The 19,366-nt window shown below is 39.9% G+C and carries 11 protein-coding genes; 2 read left to right on the top strand and 9 right to left on the bottom strand.

Features of this window, described 5'->3' with window-relative positions; all coding sequences use genetic code 11:
* Positions 1–22: 22 nt before the first annotated feature.
* The 7 genes from NMM19_RS00395 to NMM19_RS00425 form a co-directional block, all read right to left on the bottom strand.
* The gene (locus NMM19_RS00395; protein WP_254729646.1) at positions 23–7,819 is read right to left on the bottom strand and encodes an SspB-related isopeptide-forming adhesin; all 7,797 of its coding nucleotides are present in this window, start codon (positions 7,817–7,819) and stop codon (positions 23–25) included.
* Between the two features lie 375 nt (positions 7,820–8,194).
* On the bottom strand, positions 8,195–11,371 hold the full coding sequence (gene carB, locus NMM19_RS00400) for a carbamoyl-phosphate synthase large subunit (protein WP_178895176.1): 3,177 nt from the start codon (positions 11,369–11,371) through the stop codon (positions 8,195–8,197).
* Positions 11,372–11,572: 201 nt separating this feature from the next.
* A complete protein-coding gene (locus tag NMM19_RS00405) occupies positions 11,573–12,652 on the bottom strand; it encodes a carbamoyl phosphate synthase small subunit (protein WP_178895177.1) in 1,080 nt (359 codons plus the stop codon).
* 49 nt (positions 12,653–12,701) lie between these two features.
* A complete protein-coding gene (locus NMM19_RS00410) occupies positions 12,702–13,625 on the bottom strand; it encodes an aspartate carbamoyltransferase catalytic subunit (protein ID WP_178895178.1) in 924 nt (307 codons plus the stop codon).
* A 17-nt stretch (positions 13,626–13,642) separates the two neighbouring features.
* Positions 13,643–14,164, bottom strand: a complete 522-nt coding sequence (pyrR, locus tag NMM19_RS00415) for a bifunctional pyr operon transcriptional regulator/uracil phosphoribosyltransferase PyrR (RefSeq protein ID WP_000850019.1) — start codon at positions 14,162–14,164, stop codon at positions 13,643–13,645.
* A 208-nt stretch (positions 14,165–14,372) separates the two neighbouring features.
* Positions 14,373–15,002, bottom strand: a complete 630-nt coding sequence (gene nth, locus NMM19_RS00420; RefSeq protein WP_178895179.1) for an endonuclease III — start codon at positions 15,000–15,002, stop codon at positions 14,373–14,375.
* Positions 15,003–15,545, bottom strand: coding sequence for a DUF177 domain-containing protein (locus NMM19_RS00425; RefSeq protein WP_178895180.1), 543 nt, complete (start codon positions 15,543–15,545; stop codon positions 15,003–15,005). It abuts the gene before it with no gap.
* 168 nt (positions 15,546–15,713) lie between these two features.
* Here NMM19_RS00425 and NMM19_RS00430 point away from each other — a divergent pair, with 168 nt between their 5' ends.
* Complete coding sequence (locus NMM19_RS00430; protein WP_178895181.1) at positions 15,714–16,043, top strand: helicase BlpT; 330 nt, start codon at positions 15,714–15,716, stop codon at positions 16,041–16,043.
* A gap of 245 nt (positions 16,044–16,288) precedes the next feature.
* Positions 16,289–17,848 carry an ATP-binding cassette domain-containing protein gene (locus NMM19_RS00435; protein WP_178895657.1) on the top strand — a complete coding sequence of 520 codons (1,560 nt, stop codon included), beginning with the start codon at positions 16,289–16,291 and terminating at the stop codon, positions 17,846–17,848.
* Positions 17,849–17,892: 44 nt separating this feature from the next.
* Here the strand turns inward: NMM19_RS00435 and htpX are convergent, their stop codons facing one another.
* Both htpX and NMM19_RS00445 read right to left on the bottom strand, forming a co-directional pair.
* Positions 17,893–18,792 carry a zinc metalloprotease HtpX gene (gene htpX, locus NMM19_RS00440; protein ID WP_178895182.1) on the bottom strand — a complete coding sequence of 300 codons (900 nt, stop codon included), beginning with the start codon at positions 18,790–18,792 and terminating at the stop codon, positions 17,893–17,895.
* A 1-nt stretch (position 18,793) separates the two neighbouring features.
* Positions 18,794–19,354 carry a LemA family protein gene (locus NMM19_RS00445; protein WP_178895183.1) on the bottom strand — a complete coding sequence of 187 codons (561 nt, stop codon included), beginning with the start codon at positions 19,352–19,354 and terminating at the stop codon, positions 18,794–18,796.
* Positions 19,355–19,366 lie beyond the last annotated feature (12 nt).

Consider the following 19,366-nt stretch of genomic DNA (forward strand, 5'->3'; position numbering starts at 1 on the left):
AAATATTGATGTCATCTCAATCTTAGTCTTCACGTCTTTTTGGTTTTGCAACCAAACCTAGACCTACGAGACCAAGCGCAGCACCAAGTGCAACAACTCCAGATTTAGATTGTTCACCAGTATTTGGCAACTCAGGACCTTTAGGTTTTTCTGATGTTGGCGGTGTTACCGGTGTTGGCGGTGTTGGCGGCGTTGGTGGTGTTGATGGTGTTGGCGGTGTTGGCGGTGTTGGTGGTGTTGGCGGTGTTGGCGGTGTTGGCGGTGTTGGCGGTGTTGGCGGCGTTGGCGGTGTTGGCGGTGTTGGCGGCGTTGGCGGTGTTGGCGGTGTTGGCGGTGTTGGCGGTGTTGGCGGTGTTACCTTGTTGTTAAACTCAGTATCTTCAGGCATTTGTGAAGTAAGAGTTAATACTTTACCGTCCTTCGTCACAGCAACTCCAACTGTAGCAACCATCTTATCGTACTCAACTCCAGCCTCTTTACCTTTCACTTCTTCTACATGATAAATATAAGTACCTTCTTGACCACGTTTGAATTCAAGAGCTGAGAACTTGATCTTACCTTCAGCATCATTGCTTACGGTTTCAATCACGTTACCATCTTTGTCTTTCAATACGAAGCTGAATTCACCAGCTTTCAACGCACGACCTTCTAATTTCTTCGTGAAGTTGAATTCAACTTTCACTGGAATATTAACAACACGTTTTTCAGTTGGTTTTTCTGGTTTTTCAACTGATTTCTTAGTTGGATCATATTGGTGAACAATTTGAGAAGCTGTATTTTCAATATCTACACCTTCTTTAGCAGTTCCCTTGATACGTGCTGGAATATCAAACTTGTAGTAACGTCCAAATGCTAATTTAGCAGTGTCTATTACTTGAGTATTTTCTGCATCTCCAAGAGGCATAGTCAAGTCAGCCTTAGATGTAGCAGTAATGACACCATCCACAATTGAAATATCAAACTTAGCTGTTACATCTTCACCAGTTACTGAATCGTAAGCTTTAATATTAGCTACATTAACATCCAAGTTTTCACTGTCATATTTATCTGTAATTCCAACAGATTGAATATTGTGAGCTTCTGTAAATTTAGTTGTATCAAGCCATACTTGGTAAACAACCTTATCACCTTTATGGAGTGTTTGAGTATTGATATTTTGCGTTTCATTATTATCAACTTTGTCCGTATATGGATCTTTGTTGGTATCAGCTACTTTATCAGTTAACTCTTTATCATCATCCAAAAGCTTAGTTCCAGTAATGTCAAATTTCTCTTCGTTAAGAATATATTTTTCTGGGTTAAACTCAGGTGTTTCTGGAGGGGTCACAATGTTATTGAACTCTTTATCTGGAGCATCAGTTAGTGTCTTCACAAGTGCTTTAGCTGTACCATCGTATTTAACTTCTACTGTGATTTCAGCCTTCATAGAGTCGTAAGTGACTGTCGCATCAGATCCTGTAACTTCTTCTACAGTGTACTTATGAGTTCCAACTTGGGCTTTAGTGAATTCAAGTTTAGCGAATTTCACCTTACCATCTTTATCGTTCTGAACCGTTTCGATTTCAGTACCTTTAGAGTCTTTCAATACGAAGCTGAACTCACCAGCTTTCAATTCACGGCCTTCCAATTTCTTAGTGAAGTTGAATTCGACTTCAATTGGAACTGAATTGACACGTTTTTCAGTTGGTTTTTCTGGTTTTTCAACTTTCTTCGTAGATGGGTTGTAGTAGTTTACAATTTGCGCTGCTGTATTTTCGATGTCTACCCCACCTTTAACGTCTGCTTTAACAGTGGCTGGGATATCGAATTTATAGTAGCGACCAAACTCGAATTTAGTTGTGTCGATGATTTGTGTATCGTCTGCGTCTCCAAGTGACTTAGTGAAGCCAGCTTTAAGAGTTGCGGTCATAACACCATTTTCAACCTTAATGTCGAACTTGTTAGTCACATCTGCACCAGTTACTGAATCGTAAGCCTTGATAGCTGAAGCATCTACATCAACCTTAGTTTCATCGAAGTCATCAGAAATACTTACTGATTGGATGTTATCCTTGTTGTCAGCGTCGAACTTAGTAGTATCAAGCCATACTTGGTAGTAGAGCTTAGCTCCACGCTTAACAGTCTTAGTATTGATGTTTTCTGCTTCGTTGTTATCAGTTTTATCTACATACGGATCTGTGTTGGTATCTCCGTACTTGTCTGCCAATTCAGAATCATCATCAAGAAGTTTGTTATCAGTAATTGAGAACTTAGCTGTATCCAATACATATTTCTCTGGTTGGAACTTAGGCTCTTCTGGTGGAGTCACAGTGTTATTGAACTCTTTATCTGGAGCGTCAGTTAGTGTCTTCACAAGTGCTTTAGCTGTACCATCGTATTTAACTTCTACTGTGATTTCAGCCTTCATAGAGTCGTAAGTGACTGTCGCATCAGATCCTGTAACTTCTTCTACAGTGTACTTATGAGTTCCAACTTGGGCTTTAGTGAACTCAAGTTTAGCGAATTTCACCTTACCATCTTTATCGTTCTGAACTGTTTCGATTTCAGTACCTTTAGAGTCTTTCAATACGAAGCTGAACTCACCAGCTTTCAACTCACGGCCTTCGAGTTTCTTAGTGAAGTTGAATTCGACTTCAATTGGAACTGAGTTGACACGTTTTTCAGTTGGTTTTTCTGGTTTCTCAACTTTCTTCGTAGATGGGTTGTAGTAGTTTACAATTTGCGCTGCTGTATTTTCGATGTCTACTCCACCTTTAACGTCTGTTTTAACAGTGGCTGGGATATCGAATTTATAGTAGCGACCAAACTCGAATTTAGTTGTGTCGATGATTTGTGTATCGTCTGCGTCTCCAAGTGACTTAGTGAAGCCGGCTTTAAGAGTTGCGGTCATAACACCATTTTCAACCTTAATGTCGAACTTGTCAGTCACATCCGCACCAGTTACTGAATCGTAAGCCTTGATAGCTGAAGCGTCTACATCAACCTTAGTTTCGTCGAAGTCATCAGAGATACTTACTGTTTGGATGTAATCCTTGTTGTCTGCGTCGAACTTAGTTGTGTCAAGCCATACTTGGTAAACCAATTTAGCGCCACGTTTAACAGTCTTAGTATTCAAGTTTTCTGCTTCGTTGTTTGAAGTTCCATCTACATATGGATTTGTATTTGTTTCACCATATTTATCAGTCAACTCAGAATCATCATCAAGAAGCTTGTCGCCTGTGATGTCGTATTTCTCTTTAGTTACAACGTATTTCTCTGGTTGGAACTTAGGTTCTTCTGGAGGAGTCACAGTGTTGTTAAACTCTTTATCGGCAATATCTCCGACCTTAGCAACTAAAGCTTTAGCCGTACCATCATGAGAAACAGTGACTGTTACAACAGCTTTCATATTGTCATATGTAACGGTTGAGTCTGTACCAGCAACTTCTACTACTTTGTAACGGTAAACACCGATATCATTGTTTGTGTACTTAAGGCTAGTGAATTTAACCTTACCATCCTTATCATTGGTTGCTGTTTCAAGAACATTGAATTCATCATCGTCTAACAATTGGAAAGTAAACTCGTTGGCTTTCAATTGACGACCTGCAAGAGCTTTCTTGAAGTCAAGTTCAATTTGAATTGGTACGTTGTTTACACGTTTTTCAGTTGGTTTTTCAGGTTTTTCAACTTTCTTAGTTGTTGGGTTGTAGTAGTTGACTACTTGAGCCGCAGTATTTTCGATATCTACTCCGCCAGGAACATCAGCTTTCACTGTTGTTGGGATGTCGAACTTGTAGTAACGTCCGAAGCCGAACTTAGTTGTATCGATCACTTGAGTGTTTTCTGCATCGCCAAGTGACTTCGTGAAGCCAGCTTTAAGTGTCGCAGTAATCACACCGTTGTTCACAGTTATATCGAATTTATCAGTTACTTCTGCGCCTGTTACTGAGTCATAAGCTTTGATCTTAGTAGAATCAAGTTCTAACTTAGTTTCATCGTAGTCATCTGAGATTCCTACTGATTGGATGTTGTCCTTGTTAGCTGCGTCAAACTTAGTAGTATCCAACCATACTTGGTAAACCAATTTATCGCCACGTTCAACTGTCTTAGTATTCAAGTTTTCCACATCATTATTGACGGTATTGTCCGCATATGGGTTCACATTGGTATCCGCGTACTTATCTGCTAACTCTTTGTCATCATCAAGAAGCTTGTCGCCTGTGATATCGTATTTCTCTTTAGAAACAACGTATTTCTCTGGTTGGAACTTAGGTTCTTCCGGTGGAGTTACAGTATTATTGAACTCTTTATCTGGAGCGTCAGTAACAGTTGCTACAATTGCCTTAGCAGTACCATCATGGGCTACCTTCACTGTAACTGTTGCAACCATGTCGTCGTAAGTTACTGTTGTATCAGTACCTGCAACTTCTGAAACAGTATAAGTGTAGGTCTTGCCAAGATCATCTTTACCAAACTTAAATTTCTTAAAGGTAATCTTACCATCTTTATCATTCTTAACAGTTTCAACTGCAACATTGTCTTTCTTAAGAACAAAGCTAAATTCACCAGCTGCTAGAGTACGGCCTTCCAACTTCTTAGTGAACTTGAGATCAACTGTAACTGGTACAGAGTTGACACGTTTCTGAGTTGGTTTTTCAGGTGTTTCTACTGATTTGCTTACTGGGTTGTAGACATGAACGATTTGGTTGGCCTTATTTTCAATATCAGCCCCTGCCTTAACTGTGTCTTTAACAGTGGCTGGGATATCGAATTTATAGTAGCGACCAAATTCAAATTTAGTTGTGTCTATAACTTGAGTATTATCCACATCACCTAAAGACTTGTTCATAGAAGCCTTAGAAGTTGCTGTAATAACGCCATTTTCAACTTTAATATCAAACTTAGCAGTTACATCTTGGCCAGTTACACTGTCATATGCTTTAATATCAGCAGCATTAACTGTTACTTTTTCAGCATCATAAGTATCAGAGATTCCAACAGATTGGATATTGTTCTTATCTGAGAAGTTTTTAGTATCCAACCATACTTGGTAAACTAATTTATCGCCACGTTCAACTGTCTTAGTATTGATATTTTCTGCTTCGTTATTATTAGTTTTATCAGCGTACGGATTAGCATTGGTTTCTGTATACTCATTAGTCAATTCGTTGTCATCATCGACTAATTTAGTACCAGTGATGTCATACTTTTCTTTGTTCAGTACAAATTTCTCTGGTTGGAATACAGGTGTCTCTGGAGGAGTTATTTTATTGTTAAACTCTTTATCTTCCGTTCCATCTGTTGATTCTCCATTTTCATTCACACCATCTGCTGAGCTGACATTTGTTACTGTTGTTAGGGTATGTCCATTTTTTGAAACTTCCACAGTAAGCGTTGCTTTCATGGTGTCATAAGTCATTCCTAATTCTTTAGTAGCCGGGATAACCTCTTCTACTGTATAAGTATGGGTACCAACTTTTGTATTATCGAATGATAATTCTGAGAACGTAACAGTTCCGTCTTCTTTATTCTTAACAGTTTCAACTTCTTCACCTGCTGCATTCTTAAGGACGAAGCTAAATTCACCTGCCTTAAGTTTACGACCTGCGAGTTTCTTCGTAAAATCAAACTTAGTAACTACTGGTGAAACTACATAGTTGTTAAAGATTTTATCATTAGCATCTGCACTAAATCCACCTTCAGAACTATACTTAACGGTAGCTTCGAGATCACCCAATGCATTTTTTTCAGTTACCGTAACTGTCATTGTAACTGTCATCGCATCGTAGTCAACGTTTGCATCAGAACCTTTTAACTCTGTAATCTTATATTTATAGGTACCAGGATTGCTAAATGATAATTCACTAAATGTAACCTTGCCATTTTTGTTTGTAACAGTTTCTTCATGTTTATCTGGAGTACTCTTTTCTTCTGTTAACTTGAAGCTGAATTCTCCATCTGTTAATACACGTCCAGCAAGCTCTTTTTCGAATTCTGGTGTAACTTTTGCTGGTTCGCGTTTGACATAGTAATAAATTGGTTGCTTGTATGGTGTCAATGAGTTGAGCAAGTCAACGTTTGTACCGATACCATTTATTCCACGAACTAATTGTTCGTTTGGAGAAAGGTGACCAATGTTATCTCCCAGGAATGGAATGAATACAGTCTTCTTAGGCGTGTAGCCACCAGCTTTTTGGAAGTCAAATGGAAATTCTTTACCGTTTGGATAGTTTACACCTTTACTATCTGTGAAAGGAATAGTATAAAGTGGAGACTTCTTAACTACCAAATCTTCGGTATTTGCTTTTCCCGGTTTAATCGGTTTGGTTTCTGCAAGCAACATGTAACCGTCAGTACTTAGTGAACCATCTGAACGTTTGCTTTGTTGTTTTGGATCTAGTAAGTAAACACGAACTACTACTGTTCCGTCTTCACCTACGATTTCTTTGATACGTTTGATTCCTGCACGCTCAGCATCCATAAATTTAGTACCAACTTTGTAAGGACGGCTTACATAACCTGATGTCGTATCTGGGTCAGCTTTTTGATAAAGTTTGTACCCATCAAATTGACGCTCACCAGATGCTGTAAAATTTTGTCCTTCCATAGCTTTAGTTGTATATTTAGCTAAATCTACTTCATTACCATTTGGCTCATAATCTTGAACTGTTGCATCAGTTTTATTAGCATTAAATGTAGCATTGTTTTTATCAACTACTCTGTAGTAGGTTGTCTTTTCAACAAAGCTAGGAATTTTACTATTTGTATCAGTAATTGTACGACCATTATAAGCTGGTTCTACAACATTTATAATATCTGTAGAAGTTCTTGCAGCATAAACAGCATCGAATAGTTTTTGTTCCTCAGTAGTAAGATTATGTCCTGGAGCTACCAAAGCTTGGATAGCAGCACCAACTTCAAATCCGTATTGTAAGAATGGTTGAGCAGGTTCAGCCTTACTAGCAGGTGTCCCTTTATCGAAATCTACTTGATACGTTAACTCGCCATTAGATGCAGTTGCAGTCGTAGCAAATTTTTGAACACCACTTGTCGCTGTAATAGTTCTAGTTTCTACTGCATTACCAGTGTTTTTATCAATTAATTCTACAGTAGTATCAGTAGAATCATCAAATCTCTTGTAAGCACGTGTGTAGTAGTTTGTATGATACCGTTCGTTAAAGCGAGTAAGGTCTACGATGCTATAAGTGTAGACATCGCCTTCTTTAGCAGAATAACCAGCTGGTACATCTTGTGATTTAACAGTAGCCCCGTTAGGATTAGTGATAGATGGATCAACAGTCTCACCGTCTTTTAAATAAGTACTAACACTTACTGGTTTAGTGTTGTGATCTCCAGAAACTGCATCTTCCGTAGTCGCACGACGGTTACGAACTTTAGGTTTATTTGACTCATCTGTAGCTGGTTTTGATTCAGTTGCTGCTGGTTTTGATTCTTCAGTATTTTCTGCTTTATTAGCTTCTCCTTCAGCAACTTCAGCAACTTCTGGTTTAGCAGACTCTTCCACTTTGGCAGTTTCTTCTGTAGCTGGTTTTGATTCAGTTACTGCTGGTGTAGCTTCTTCTGCTTTGTTTCCTTCAGCAAGCTCAGTTGTTGCAACATTTTCTACAACATTCTGTTCCTTTTTAGAGGAATCCTCACTACTATCCTTTTTCACCAACTCTGTTTTTTCTTCAGAACTTGGTTGTGCAGGAAGTTCAGAAGCTTTTACTGCACCTCCATTTGCTAACATAAAACTAAGAGTTGTTCCCAAAAATACGGATGCAACACCTACCTTATATTTCCTCAAAGAAAAACGTTGTTGTTCCTTTCTTATCATTTTGATAAGTTCTCCTTTTATATTTTCTTACTATCAGTAGAGAAATTATATCGTATTTGAACCTAGAATACAATATTTTTCTCCTACTTCAGCACTTCTATCATACCATAAATCTAACATAACTTCAAATAATTATGTACTCCCGAAATCGTTTACTTTATTATATTTTAGGCCTTTTAAACATCCTTTGATTTGTTATATATACTTATATGTAAATGTATACCGTCCAATATTATGTCTATCTTTTAAAATCAATTAATTTTAAATTATACTATTTTTATATATTTACTTAGGTCCAGGTTTTGCATTTAATTATTTGTGAAAAATGATAGCAACGCTTTCATAAAAAAAGATTCTCAAATGAGAATCTTTTTATTAAATCGCTTCTGTGACAAAACTTCTGCTTTCTAATACTTTTAGCATGGCATCTGCTGTGTCTAGAGCTGTAAAGAGAGGAACTCCATGTTCAATTGCTGAACGTCTGATTTGTTCACCATCTTCATCAGCTGTCCGTTTGGTACCAACTGTGTTGATGATAGCTTGAATTTTTCCTTTGCGGACGTAGCTTGGAATATCGTGTTCATCATCACCAATCTTTCCAACGAGTTGAGCCTGCAATCCATGACTTGCAAAGAACTCTGCAGTTCCTTCAGTAGCAAGGATTCCGTAGCCAATATTTTGGAAACGACGAGCTAAATCCAAAGCTTCTTCTTTTGCATCATCCGCGATGGTGAAGACAACATTACCAAAGGTTGGTAAGTGAAGATAAGAAGCTTCAAAGGCCTTGTAGAGAGCTTTTTCAAGAGTGGTATCAGAACCCATGACTTCCCCTGTTGACTTCATTTCAGGGCCAAGAAGGCTGTCTACCTTAGCTAGCTTGGTAAAGGAGAATACTGGCGCCTTGATATGAACGCGAGTGCTTTCTGGGTAAAGCCCATCTTGGTAACCAAGCTCTTCAAGACTTTGACCGAGAATTAGCTTAGTCGCTACCTGTGCCATAGGGATATTGGTTACTTTTGAAAGGAACGGAACGGTACGACTGGCACGAGGGTTTACTTCAATGACGTATACTTTCTCATCCTTTATAACAAACTGAATGTTCATCATACCAAGACAGTTGAGGCCAATTGCAAGACGTTTGGTGTAGTCTGCAATCGTTTCTTGCACTTTTTGCGACAAGGTTTGAGGAGGATAAACCGCCATGGAGTCACCTGAGTGGACACCAGCGCGTTCGATATGCTCCATGATACCAGGAATGAGGACATTTTGTCCGTCTGAAATGGCATCGACTTCACACTCTTGTCCGACGATATAAGAGTCAACAAGAACAGGGTGGTCTGGACTTGCCTTAACCGCAGTACGCATGTAAGAACGGAGATCATCTTCATTCTCAACGATTTCCATAGCACGTCCACCCAAAACATATGAAGGGCGAACGAGAACTGGGAAACCAATTTTACGTGCAGCAAGTACTGCTTCTTCTTCATTGGTTGCTGTTTGTCCAGGAGGTTGTGGAATATCCAAGTCTTTGAGGGCTTGTTCGAAGAGGTCACGGTCTTCCGCACGGTCCAAGTCCGCAACTTGAGTACCAAGGATAGTCACACCAGCTTTTGCTAATGGCTCCGCAAGGTTGATAGCTGTTTGACCACCAAATTGAACGATAACACCTTTTGGTTGCTCTAAGTCGATAACATTCATAACATCTTCGAACGTTAATGGTTCAAAGTAGAGTTTATCAGATACAGAGAAGTCTGTTGAAACTGTCTCTGGGTTTGAGTTCATAATGATGGCTTCGTAGCCAGCAGCTTGGATTGCCTTAACAGAGTGAACAGTTGCGTAGTCAAACTCTACCCCTTGACCGATACGGATTGGGCCAGAACCTAGGACAAGTACAGATTCCTTATCAGACTTGATAGACTCATTTTCCCATCCATATGTTGAGTAGAAGTACGGAGTTTCTGATTCAAATTCTGCGGCACAAGTATCTACCATCTTGTAAACTGGGACAATCTTGTTTTCTAAACGAAGTTGGCGAACTTGATCAGCTGTAGTTCCCCAAAGTTCTGCGATTTTACGATCTGAGAAACCATTGAGTTTTGCTGTTTTCAAGACATCGACATCCTGAGGATGTGCGCCCAATTCTTGTTCAATCTCAAAAATATGCAAGAGTTTATCAAGGTAGAAAATATCAATCTTAGTTAAGTCAGCAATCTCTTCTGGTGTATAACCACGACGAATAGCTTCTGATACGTAGAAGAGACGGTCATCTTGAGCCTTGACAACTTTTTCAATCAAGGCATCATCTGAAACATCTGCAAGCTCAGGCATTTCATTATGATGGACACCGATTTCTAGAGAGCGACAAGCTTTAAGGAGAGATTCCTCGATGTTCCGACCGATGGCCATAACTTCTCCAGTTGCCTTCATCTGGGTACCAAGACGACGTTCCCCTTTTTCAAACTTGTCAAATGGGAAACGTGGAATCTTAGCCACCACATAGTCAAGGGCTGGTTCAAACATGGCATAAGTTGAACCTGTAACTGGGTTAATAACTTCATCCAAGGTCAACCCTACCGCAATCTTAGCAGCCAATTTAGCAATTGGATAACCTGTTGCCTTAGAGGCAAGAGCTGAAGAACGAGATACACGAGGATTTACTTCGATGACATAGTACTTAAAGCTGTGTGGATCAAGAGCTAACTGAACGTTACATCCACCTTCAATCTTGAGAGCGCGGATAATGCTTAAGCTAGCATCACGAAGCATTTGGTTTTCATAGTCGGACATGGTTTGCGCAGGCGCAAATACGATAGAATCCCCTGTGTGAATCCCGACAGGGTCAAAGTTTTCCATGTTACAAACAACAAGGGCATTATCAGCTGAGTCACGCATGACTTCATACTCAATTTCCTTGAAACCAGCAATGGAACGTTCAATCAAACACTGGGTAACAGGTGACAACTTCAAACCATTTTCAGCAATCTCTCGCAATTCTGCTTCGTTGGCACACATACCACCACCAGTACCACCTAGAGTAAAGGCAGGACGGACGATAACTGGGTATCCAATCGTCGCAGCAAAGGCAACAGCTTCTTCAACTGTATTTACAATTTCTGATTCTGGAATCGGTTGTTTCAGCTCTTCCATCAATTGTTTAAAGAGATCACGGTCTTCAGCTTGGTCAATGGCAGACAATTTAGTCCCTAGAAGTTCGACACCAAGTTCATCTAGGATACCATTTTTAGACAACTCCATAGCCATGTTAAGCCCTGTTTGACCTCCAAGAGTTGGAAGCAAGGCATCTGGACGTTCCTTACGGAGAATACGAGTCACAAACTCAAGTGTGATTGGCTCGATGTAAACCTTGTCTGCAATTTCCTTATCAGTCATGATGGTTGCAGGGTTTGAGTTCACCAAGACAACCTCGTAGCCTTCTTCTTTCAAAGACAAGCAGGCCTGAGTTCCAGCATAGTCAAACTCAGCAGCCTGACCAATAATAATTGGACCAGAACCAATCACCATAATTTTTTGAATATCAGTACGTTTAGGCATTTATAAGATATTAAGGGCGTCAAGCGGACAAAGCTAAAATAGGAGTTATGACGAAGAACTGTCAGTTCTAGGAATAACTATCTTTTTAGCACCGTCCGTAGCCCGTATTCAGTTCAGCAAATACGGACCACCCTTCTCCTTTCTATTCGTCGCCTCACAGAGCGACATTAAATAAATTCTCCGACGATTTCTCACTCGTCTTTAGTTTGCTTGTTTGAAAGCTTCCATCATCTCGATGAACTCATCAAATAGATAACTTGCATCATGTGGCCCAGGAGCTGCGTCTGGGTGGAATTGCACAGAGAAACCTGGTAGATATCTGTGACGTACGCCTTCAACTGACTTGTCATTGATTTCTTCGTGAGTGATAATCAAGTGCTCTGGTAAATCCTCACGGCTAACGGCGTAACCATGATTTTGACTTGTGAAGTCCACGCGCCCAGTTGCAATTTCTCGAACTGCATGGTTAAAGCCACGGTGACCAAACTTCATCTTGTAAGTCTTTGCACCATTTGCCATGGCAAAGAGTTGGTGACCCATACAAATACCAAAGATTGGAATCTTCCCTAGAATACCACGAATCATATCAAGTGCTTCTGGTACATCTTCTGGATTTCCCGGACCATTTGACAACATAACTCCATCAGGATTCAAATGTAGGATTTCCTCAGCTGTAGTTGTGTATGGAACTACAGTTACGTTACAATCACGTTTTGAAAGTTCTCGTAAAATAGAATGCTTAAGACCAAAGTCTACTAGAACAACACTCAAACCAACCCCTGGAGCTGGATAAGAAGTCTTGGTAGAAACTTGTCTGATATTATCAGTCGGTAAAACAGTCGCTTGAAGTTGATCAGCAACATGATCCATACTGTCTCCAGCGTGTGTCAAGGTTGCTCGCATGGTTCCATGTTTACGGATAATCTTTGTAAGAGCACGAGTATCAATTCCTGAAATACCAGGAATTTTCTTTGCTTTTAGGAATTCATCCAAGGTCATTTGATTCCGCCAGTTACTTGCTCTACGTGCCTCTTCGAAAACTACAACTCCCTTACAAGTAGGACTGATAGATTCGTAATCATCACGGTTAATCCCATAATTCCCCACCAATGGATAAGTGAAGGTCAAGATTTGCCCATTATAAGACTGGTCTGTAATGGATTCTTGATAGCCTGTCATCCCTGTATTAAAGACGATTTCCCCTGTTACATCAATATCTGCACCGAAGGCTTTACCTTCAAAAACTGTGCCATCTTCTAAAACTAGAAGTCGTTTTGTCATATTCTCACCTCTCGTGGACGCTCACTGGCGTCTTTTAACGTTTTGTGTCTTATTTGGCTTTTCTACTTGCCAATACGGATTCTAAGATTGCCATTCGAACAAAGACTCCATTGGTCATTTGTTGGACAATACGTGATTTTGGAGCTTCAACCAAGTGGTCAGCAATTTCTACATCCCGATTTACTGGAGCAGGATGCATAATGATTGCTTCTTCTTTTAAGCGATTGTAGCGTTCTTGGTTCAAGCCATGTTGAGCATGATAGCCTTCTTTTGAAAAGACGGCTCCACTTTCGTGACGTTCATGTTGAACCCGAAGCAACATCAGAACATCCACCTGATCAACAATCTCATCAATGGTAACAAACTGTCCATAGTCCGCAAATTCTTGACTTCGCCATTCTTCAGGTCCTGCAAAGTAGAGCTCTGCACCTAAGCGTTTCAAAATCTGCATATTGGATTTGGCAACACGTGAATGGTCCAAGTCTCCAGCAATCGCAACCTTGAGTCCTTCAAAATGTCCAAATTCTTCGTAAATTGTCATTAAATCAAGCAGACTCTGACTAGGATGTTGCCCTGAACCGTCACCACCGTTGATAATCGAAGTCGTGATTGTCGGACTCGCAATCAATTCTCTGTAGTAATCAACCTTAGGGTGACGAATAACGCAGACATCTACCCCCAGTGCGGATAAGGTTAGGATGGTATCATAGAGTGTCTCACCCTTGTTGACTGAACTTGTCTTTACATCAAAGTCAAGTCGTTCCAATCCTAGTTTGATCTCCGCAACTTCAAACGATTTATGCGTTCTTGTCGAATTTTCAAAGAAAAGATTGGAAACAATGGGATGGTCTTCGTAAGGCAACCGAGCTCCATTCTTAAACTCAATCCCTCGTTTAATCAATTTCATAACCTGATCCACAGTGAGATCTTCCATGGACACCACATGGTTGAGTGCTTGTTGATTTTCTGACATGGCTACTCCTTTAGCTATTAAGCTTCTTCAGTAATCAAAACTCTATCTTGGCCATCAAGTTCTGTCATCTCAACGATGATTTCTTCCGAACGACTGGTTGGAATATTTTTCCCAACGTAATCTGGACGAATTGGCAATTCTCTGTGTCCACGGTCAACTAGTACCGCAAGACTCACGCGCGCTGGACGACCATGTCCGACAATGTTATCGATAGCAGCACGGATTGTACGGCCTGTATAGAGCACATCATCCACCAAAATGACTTCGCGGTCTGTTACATCGACAGAAATTAATGAAGTATCCTCACCACTCTTAACATCGTCGCGGAAAGGTTTAGTATCTAATTCTACAACAGGAACTGAGATGTTTTCCAATTGTTCCAAGCGTTCTTGAATACGGTGAGCAATAAAGACACCACGTGTTTTAATTCCCGCTAAAATAATTTTATTCAAATCTTTGTTGCGTTCGATAATTTCATAAGTGATACGCGTAATTGCTCGCTTGACGGTTAATTCGTCAACAACTTCTTTTGTCTTCATGACAAACCTCCAAAAAGAAAAGTCTCCTAACACAAGGAGACTTGAAATGTATAGCCAAGCGAGCCCTACTGTATACAGTATAGACTTACCCTTCTACTTTATCGAGCTCCTTGCCTGCCTCACGGGACAGTTTTAAAGGAATATTTTATTGTCCTTACTATATCACAAAGCCCAGTGCAAAGCAAGTAAAAACATTCAATACTTGGCCTTATAATGAACTAAAATCGTATAACTGTGGATAGTGTTCGCATTCTGGATTTTTGGGATGACAGATAGCACGACCAAAGTAAATCATGGCCTGATGCGCCGCCAACCACTTTTCTGGTGGCAAGACATCCATGACACGTTTTTCAACCTCTAGTGGTGTAGCTGATTTTTTAACAATATCATGGTGTTTACAAATGCGCTCCACATGGGTATCTACCGCAAAAGCTGGAATTCCAAAACCCACACTCATGACTACATTAGCTGTTTTACGCCCAACACCAGCTAAGCTTTCTAATTCTTCCCTGGTCTGAGGAACTTGACCGCCAAAATCATCCAGAAGTTGTTGGGCACATTTTTTGAGGAATTTTGCTTTGTTTCGATAAAGACCTAGACGAGAAATATGTTTTGCAATTTCGCTCTCACTGGCATCTGCCATGGCTTGAGGCGTAGGGAACGCTGCAAAGAGACCTGGTGTGGCCTTGTTGACTGCAGCATCTGTCGTCTGAGCAGATAGCATAACGGCAACCAAAAGCTCAAAATGATTGCGAAAGTCTAGACTAGGTTTTGCATCGGGAAATAGAGCAATGATTTCCTCTATGACATGACGGGCGCGTTTCTTGGATAAAACCATTTACTCGTCTCCGTCAAACAGCCCTTGCAAGCCTGCAAAAGGACTATTTTCTTCTTTCTTAACTGCTTGTTGAGCTTGATATTCTTCCTCAGACATGATTTGCCAGTCATTTCCAGAGACAAAACCCTGACCAGCTTCTTCCTCAGCTGTTAAGACCTTGATTGGAATGTTTAGCAAGATATTATCTGAAACACTCTCAGCAAGGTCGATTTCACCATTTTCAATCGGTAAAACTAAGTCATCATCTAGAACTTCTTGGTCAAGTTGATTGGTAGCACCTTCCATAAAGACTTCTGTCACTGGATAAGACTCTTTCATTTCTACCGGTTCCATACTACGGCTAGAAGCTAGGACGATTGTATAAGATAAGAGATAGTCTAGGAAAAACATACGGTCTTCGTACTGAGCCTTCCCCGCTGCTTTGATATCTTTTACATCTAAAATTTCTTGATTACGAGCACGTAAGTCAGTTGCCAAGTCTAAAGTTTGCTCAAAGTGCAAGCCTTCAGGCTGCTTACGAATTTCTTGAATATTTAATTTCATACTTCCTCCATAAAGATTTACTCCCTTGATTATACCATGAAAAGAGCGCTAGCAAGGCAACTAAACTTTCAAAAAATCATTCTCTATTTTTTGATATATTTATTATGACAATTTTATTTTTTGTGCTATACTATAGGCATCAATACATGAGCAAAGGAGGACGCTCATATGGAAGACAAAGTTCTTTTAGCTGAAGCCTATCAACTCGTTTCAGAATTAAATCAAACTATACAAAACTGTAAACAAGGATTACCTGATGATCTACGCTTACAGCAAAATATAGATGAGATTCTCAGAGAACTTAAAAAAGCTGAGAAAGTAGACAACGCTATCTTAATTGAACTGGAAACTTTTTACCAACGGACTAGTCTTTTGATTGGACTTGGCTCACTAAAACTAAACGATCAAGCTCGCACTGCTTGGAGAAACTATGACAAGTTCCACTACGATCACGTTAAACATACATTGACACTTTACGGACCTGTTTTTGGTCTTTAATATAAAGAGGATTTTCTGGCTTAATCTTGACAAATTTTCGCAAAAAGAGTATGATGATTGTAGCAATACTCGGAGGTAAGGGAGACATGAACAACTAAGTCTATCAAATAAAGAACCTTTATTTAGTAGATCTTGTTTCTGTCTCTTTTTGTGTACTCTTTTTTGTGGTGGATTTTCAGCCTTTTTAAAAGAGGATTTTTTGACATAGACGATTGGCTCTACTAGATAAAGTAGAGCTTTTTGTTATGCAATATGGACATTCTAGAAAGTGCAATAATATGATAAACATCAATCATCTAACTATCACACAAAACAAAGATTTACGAGACCTTGTTTCCGATTTAAATATCACCATCCAAGACGGAGAAAAGGTCGCTATTATCGGCGAAGAAGGCAATGGAAAATCAACCTTACTTAAAACTTTAATGGGCGAAAGATTAGCTGATTTCTCAATCAGTGGAGAAATCCAGTCTGACTTTCAGTCCCTGGCCTGCATTCCCCAACATCTCCCTGAAGAACTGAAGAAAAAATCTCTACAGGACTACTTCTTTTTAGAGCCTACAGATTTGGACTACAGCATTCTTTATCGTTTGGCGGAGGAGTTGCACTTTGATAGCGACCGTTTTGCTAGTGACCAAGAAATTGGCAGTCTATCAGGGGGCGAAGCTTTGAAAATTCAGCTCATCCATGAATTGGCTAAACCCTTTGACATTCTATTTTTAGATGAACCTTCAAATGACCTAGATCTTGAGACGATTGATTGGCTAAAAGGTCAAATTCAGAAGATGAGGCAAACCGTTATTTTCATTTCTCATGATGAAGAATTCCTCTCTCGAACGGCAGATACCATTATCCACTTGCGACTAGTCAAGCACCGAAAGGAAGCTGAAACCCTAGTCGAACATCTAGACTATGATCGCTATAGTGAACAGAGAAAGGCTCATTTTGCCAGACAAAGCCAGCAAGCTGCCAACGACCAACGTTCCTATGAAAAAACCATGGAAAAGCATCGCAGAGTCAAGCAAAAAGTAGAAACTGCCTTGCGTAACACTAAAAATGATGTTGCGGGCCGCCTATTAGCTAAAAAGATGAAAAATGTTCTTTCTCAAGAAAAACGCTACGAAAAAGTAGCTCAGTCCATGACCCAAAAGCCGCTTGAAGAGGAACAAATCCAACTTTTCTTTTCAGATATAGAGCCATTAGCAGCTTCTAAAGTCTTAATTCGACTGGAAAAGAAAAATTTGTCTATTGGTGAGCGTGTTTTAGCTCAGGAGTTACAACTAACTGTCCGTGGTCAAGAAAAAATTGGTATTATCGGTCCCAATGGCATTGGCAAATCCACACTTTTAGCCAAGCTGCAGCAACTTCTTAATAATAAGCGAGAAATCTCGCTTGGATTTATGCCACAAGATTACCAAGAAACATTGCAATTGGCTCTATCGCCAGTAGAATTTCTCAGCCAAACTGGACATAAAGAGGAATTACAGAAAATCCAATCCTTCCTAGCCAGTCTCAATTTCAGTTATCCAGAGATGCACCAGCAAATCCACTCCTTATCTGGAGGTCAACAAGGTAAACTCCTTCTTTTGAATTTAGTTCTACGAAAACCGAACTTTCTCCTTCTGGATGAACCCACACGAAATTTTTCTCCAACTTCTCAACCAGAAATCAGAAAACTCTTTGCCACTTATCCCGGTGGTCTGGTTACTGTTTCGCATGATCGACGTTTCTTAAAAGAAGTCTGTACCAGTATTTATAGTCTGACAGAGCATGGTTTAGAAGTAGTTGATTTACAAGATCTTTAACTTTTGGAAATAAAACATCCAGAGAAAGTTCTCTGGATGTTTTTTTACATTTGTTTCAAACGTTCAATTCGCTCTGAAATAGGTGGATGCGTATAAAATAGTTTTTTCAAGAAACCTGGTTTTTGAGGATCATTGATATAAAGGGCACTACTAGCATCATCTACATGATGACTCATGGGTTGACTATTGTCTAATTTTTGTAAAGCATTGATCATCCCCTGAGGATTACGAGTTAGTTCCACACTTGAAGTATCTGCTAAAAATTCTCGTTGGCGAGAGATAGCTAACTGCACCAAAGTTGCTGCTAAAGGCGCTAGAACAATGGCCAAGAGAGATAGGACCAATAAAATAATCTCAAGTCCTCCACCATCACGGTCATTACTTCTACGACTACGACTAGCTCCACCCCACCACATCATACGACCTGCCATACTCGATAAAAGGGTGATGGCACTGGCAAGAGCAACAGCAATGGTAGAGATTCGAATATCTAAGTTGCGAATATGACTAACTTCATGCCCGATTACAGCTTCTAACTCCTCACGATTCATGATCTCTAAAAGTCCTGACGTAGCAGCAACAGCAGCATTTAGAGGATTCGAACCGGTGGCGAAGGCATTCAAACCCGGGTCATCAATTACATAAACTCGTGGCATAGGAATCTGCGCCACCAATGCCATATCCTCGACAACATGATAGAGAACAGGTTCTTCGTTTCTATCAACCTCACGCGCACCATTCATGCTCATGACAATCTCTGTAGATTGAAAAATCATGGTCAAGGCATAGATGAAACCGATAATCATAGCTACAGTCACGCCCCAGATACCTGAGTTCATGAACAGAAAACCAACAGCATAACCAACCAAGGCTAGCAAAAGAAAGAAGACAATTAAAAGAATCCAAGTTTTACGTTTATTACTAGCAATTTGTTTGTACAGCATCTTAGTCACCTAAACCACTAAAATCAACTCTAGGTACAGCCTTTTCTTCTTCTGGAGTTTGAAGGAAATCCGCTGCCTTGAAGCCAAATATAGCCGCAACCAGATTACTTGGGAAAGTTTCTAATTTAATATTGTAGTTGCTAACGACACTATTATAGAGCTGACGTGAATAAGAAATTTTATTTTCTGTGTTAGTCAGTTCTTCTTGTAAGTGAGCAAAATTGCTACTAGCCTTCAAGTCAGGATAATTCTCTGCAACCGCAAAAATACCAGATACCTGACGAGTCAGTGCATCACTAGCTTTCATGGCTTCTGCAGGTGTAGTTGCTGCAGCTACTTGTCTACGGAGTTCAGTCACCTTTTCTAGAGTAGAACTTTCGTATTTAGCGTAACCTTTTACTGTTTCAATTAAGTTTGGTAAGAGATCATTTCGACGCTTCAACTGAACATCAATCTGACTCCAAGCTTCCTTGGTCTGCATACGATTTTTCACCAATTTATTATAGCAGTCAATTACCAAGAAAATAATTAGAGCAAGAAGTCCATAAAAAATCCAATTCATCATAAAGCTCCT

It is taken from the genome of Streptococcus sp. CF8_St5-17 (assembly GCF_024295665.1).
Classification (GTDB): domain Bacteria; phylum Bacillota; class Bacilli; order Lactobacillales; family Streptococcaceae; genus Streptococcus.

Coding starts and splice junctions, on each gene's coding strand:
- NMM19_RS00395 (WP_254729646.1), bottom strand. CDS start 7,819: ATGATAAGAAAGGAACAACAACGTTTTTCTTTGAGGAAATATAAGGTA.
- carB (WP_178895176.1), bottom strand. CDS start 11,371: ATGCCTAAACGTACTGATATTCAAAAAATTATGGTGATTGGTTCTGGT.
- NMM19_RS00405 (WP_178895177.1), bottom strand. CDS start 12,652: ATGACAAAACGACTTCTAGTTTTAGAAGATGGCACAGTTTTTGAAGGT.
- NMM19_RS00410 (WP_178895178.1), bottom strand. CDS start 13,625: ATGTCAGAAAATCAACAAGCACTCAACCATGTGGTGTCCATGGAAGAT.
- pyrR (WP_000850019.1), bottom strand. CDS start 14,164: ATGAAGACAAAAGAAGTTGTTGACGAATTAACCGTCAAGCGAGCAATT.
- nth (WP_178895179.1), bottom strand. CDS start 15,002: ATGGTTTTATCCAAGAAACGCGCCCGTCATGTCATAGAGGAAATCATT.
- NMM19_RS00425 (WP_178895180.1), bottom strand. CDS start 15,545: ATGAAATTAAATATTCAAGAAATTCGTAAGCAGCCTGAAGGCTTGCAC.
- NMM19_RS00430 (WP_178895181.1), top strand. CDS start 15,714: ATGGAAGACAAAGTTCTTTTAGCTGAAGCCTATCAACTCGTTTCAGAA.
- NMM19_RS00435 (WP_178895657.1), top strand. CDS start 16,289: ATGCAATATGGACATTCTAGAAAGTGCAATAATATGATAAACATCAAT.
- htpX (WP_178895182.1), bottom strand. CDS start 18,792: ATGCTGTACAAACAAATTGCTAGTAATAAACGTAAAACTTGGATTCTT.
- NMM19_RS00445 (WP_178895183.1), bottom strand. CDS start 19,354: ATGAATTGGATTTTTTATGGACTTCTTGCTCTAATTATTTTCTTGGTA.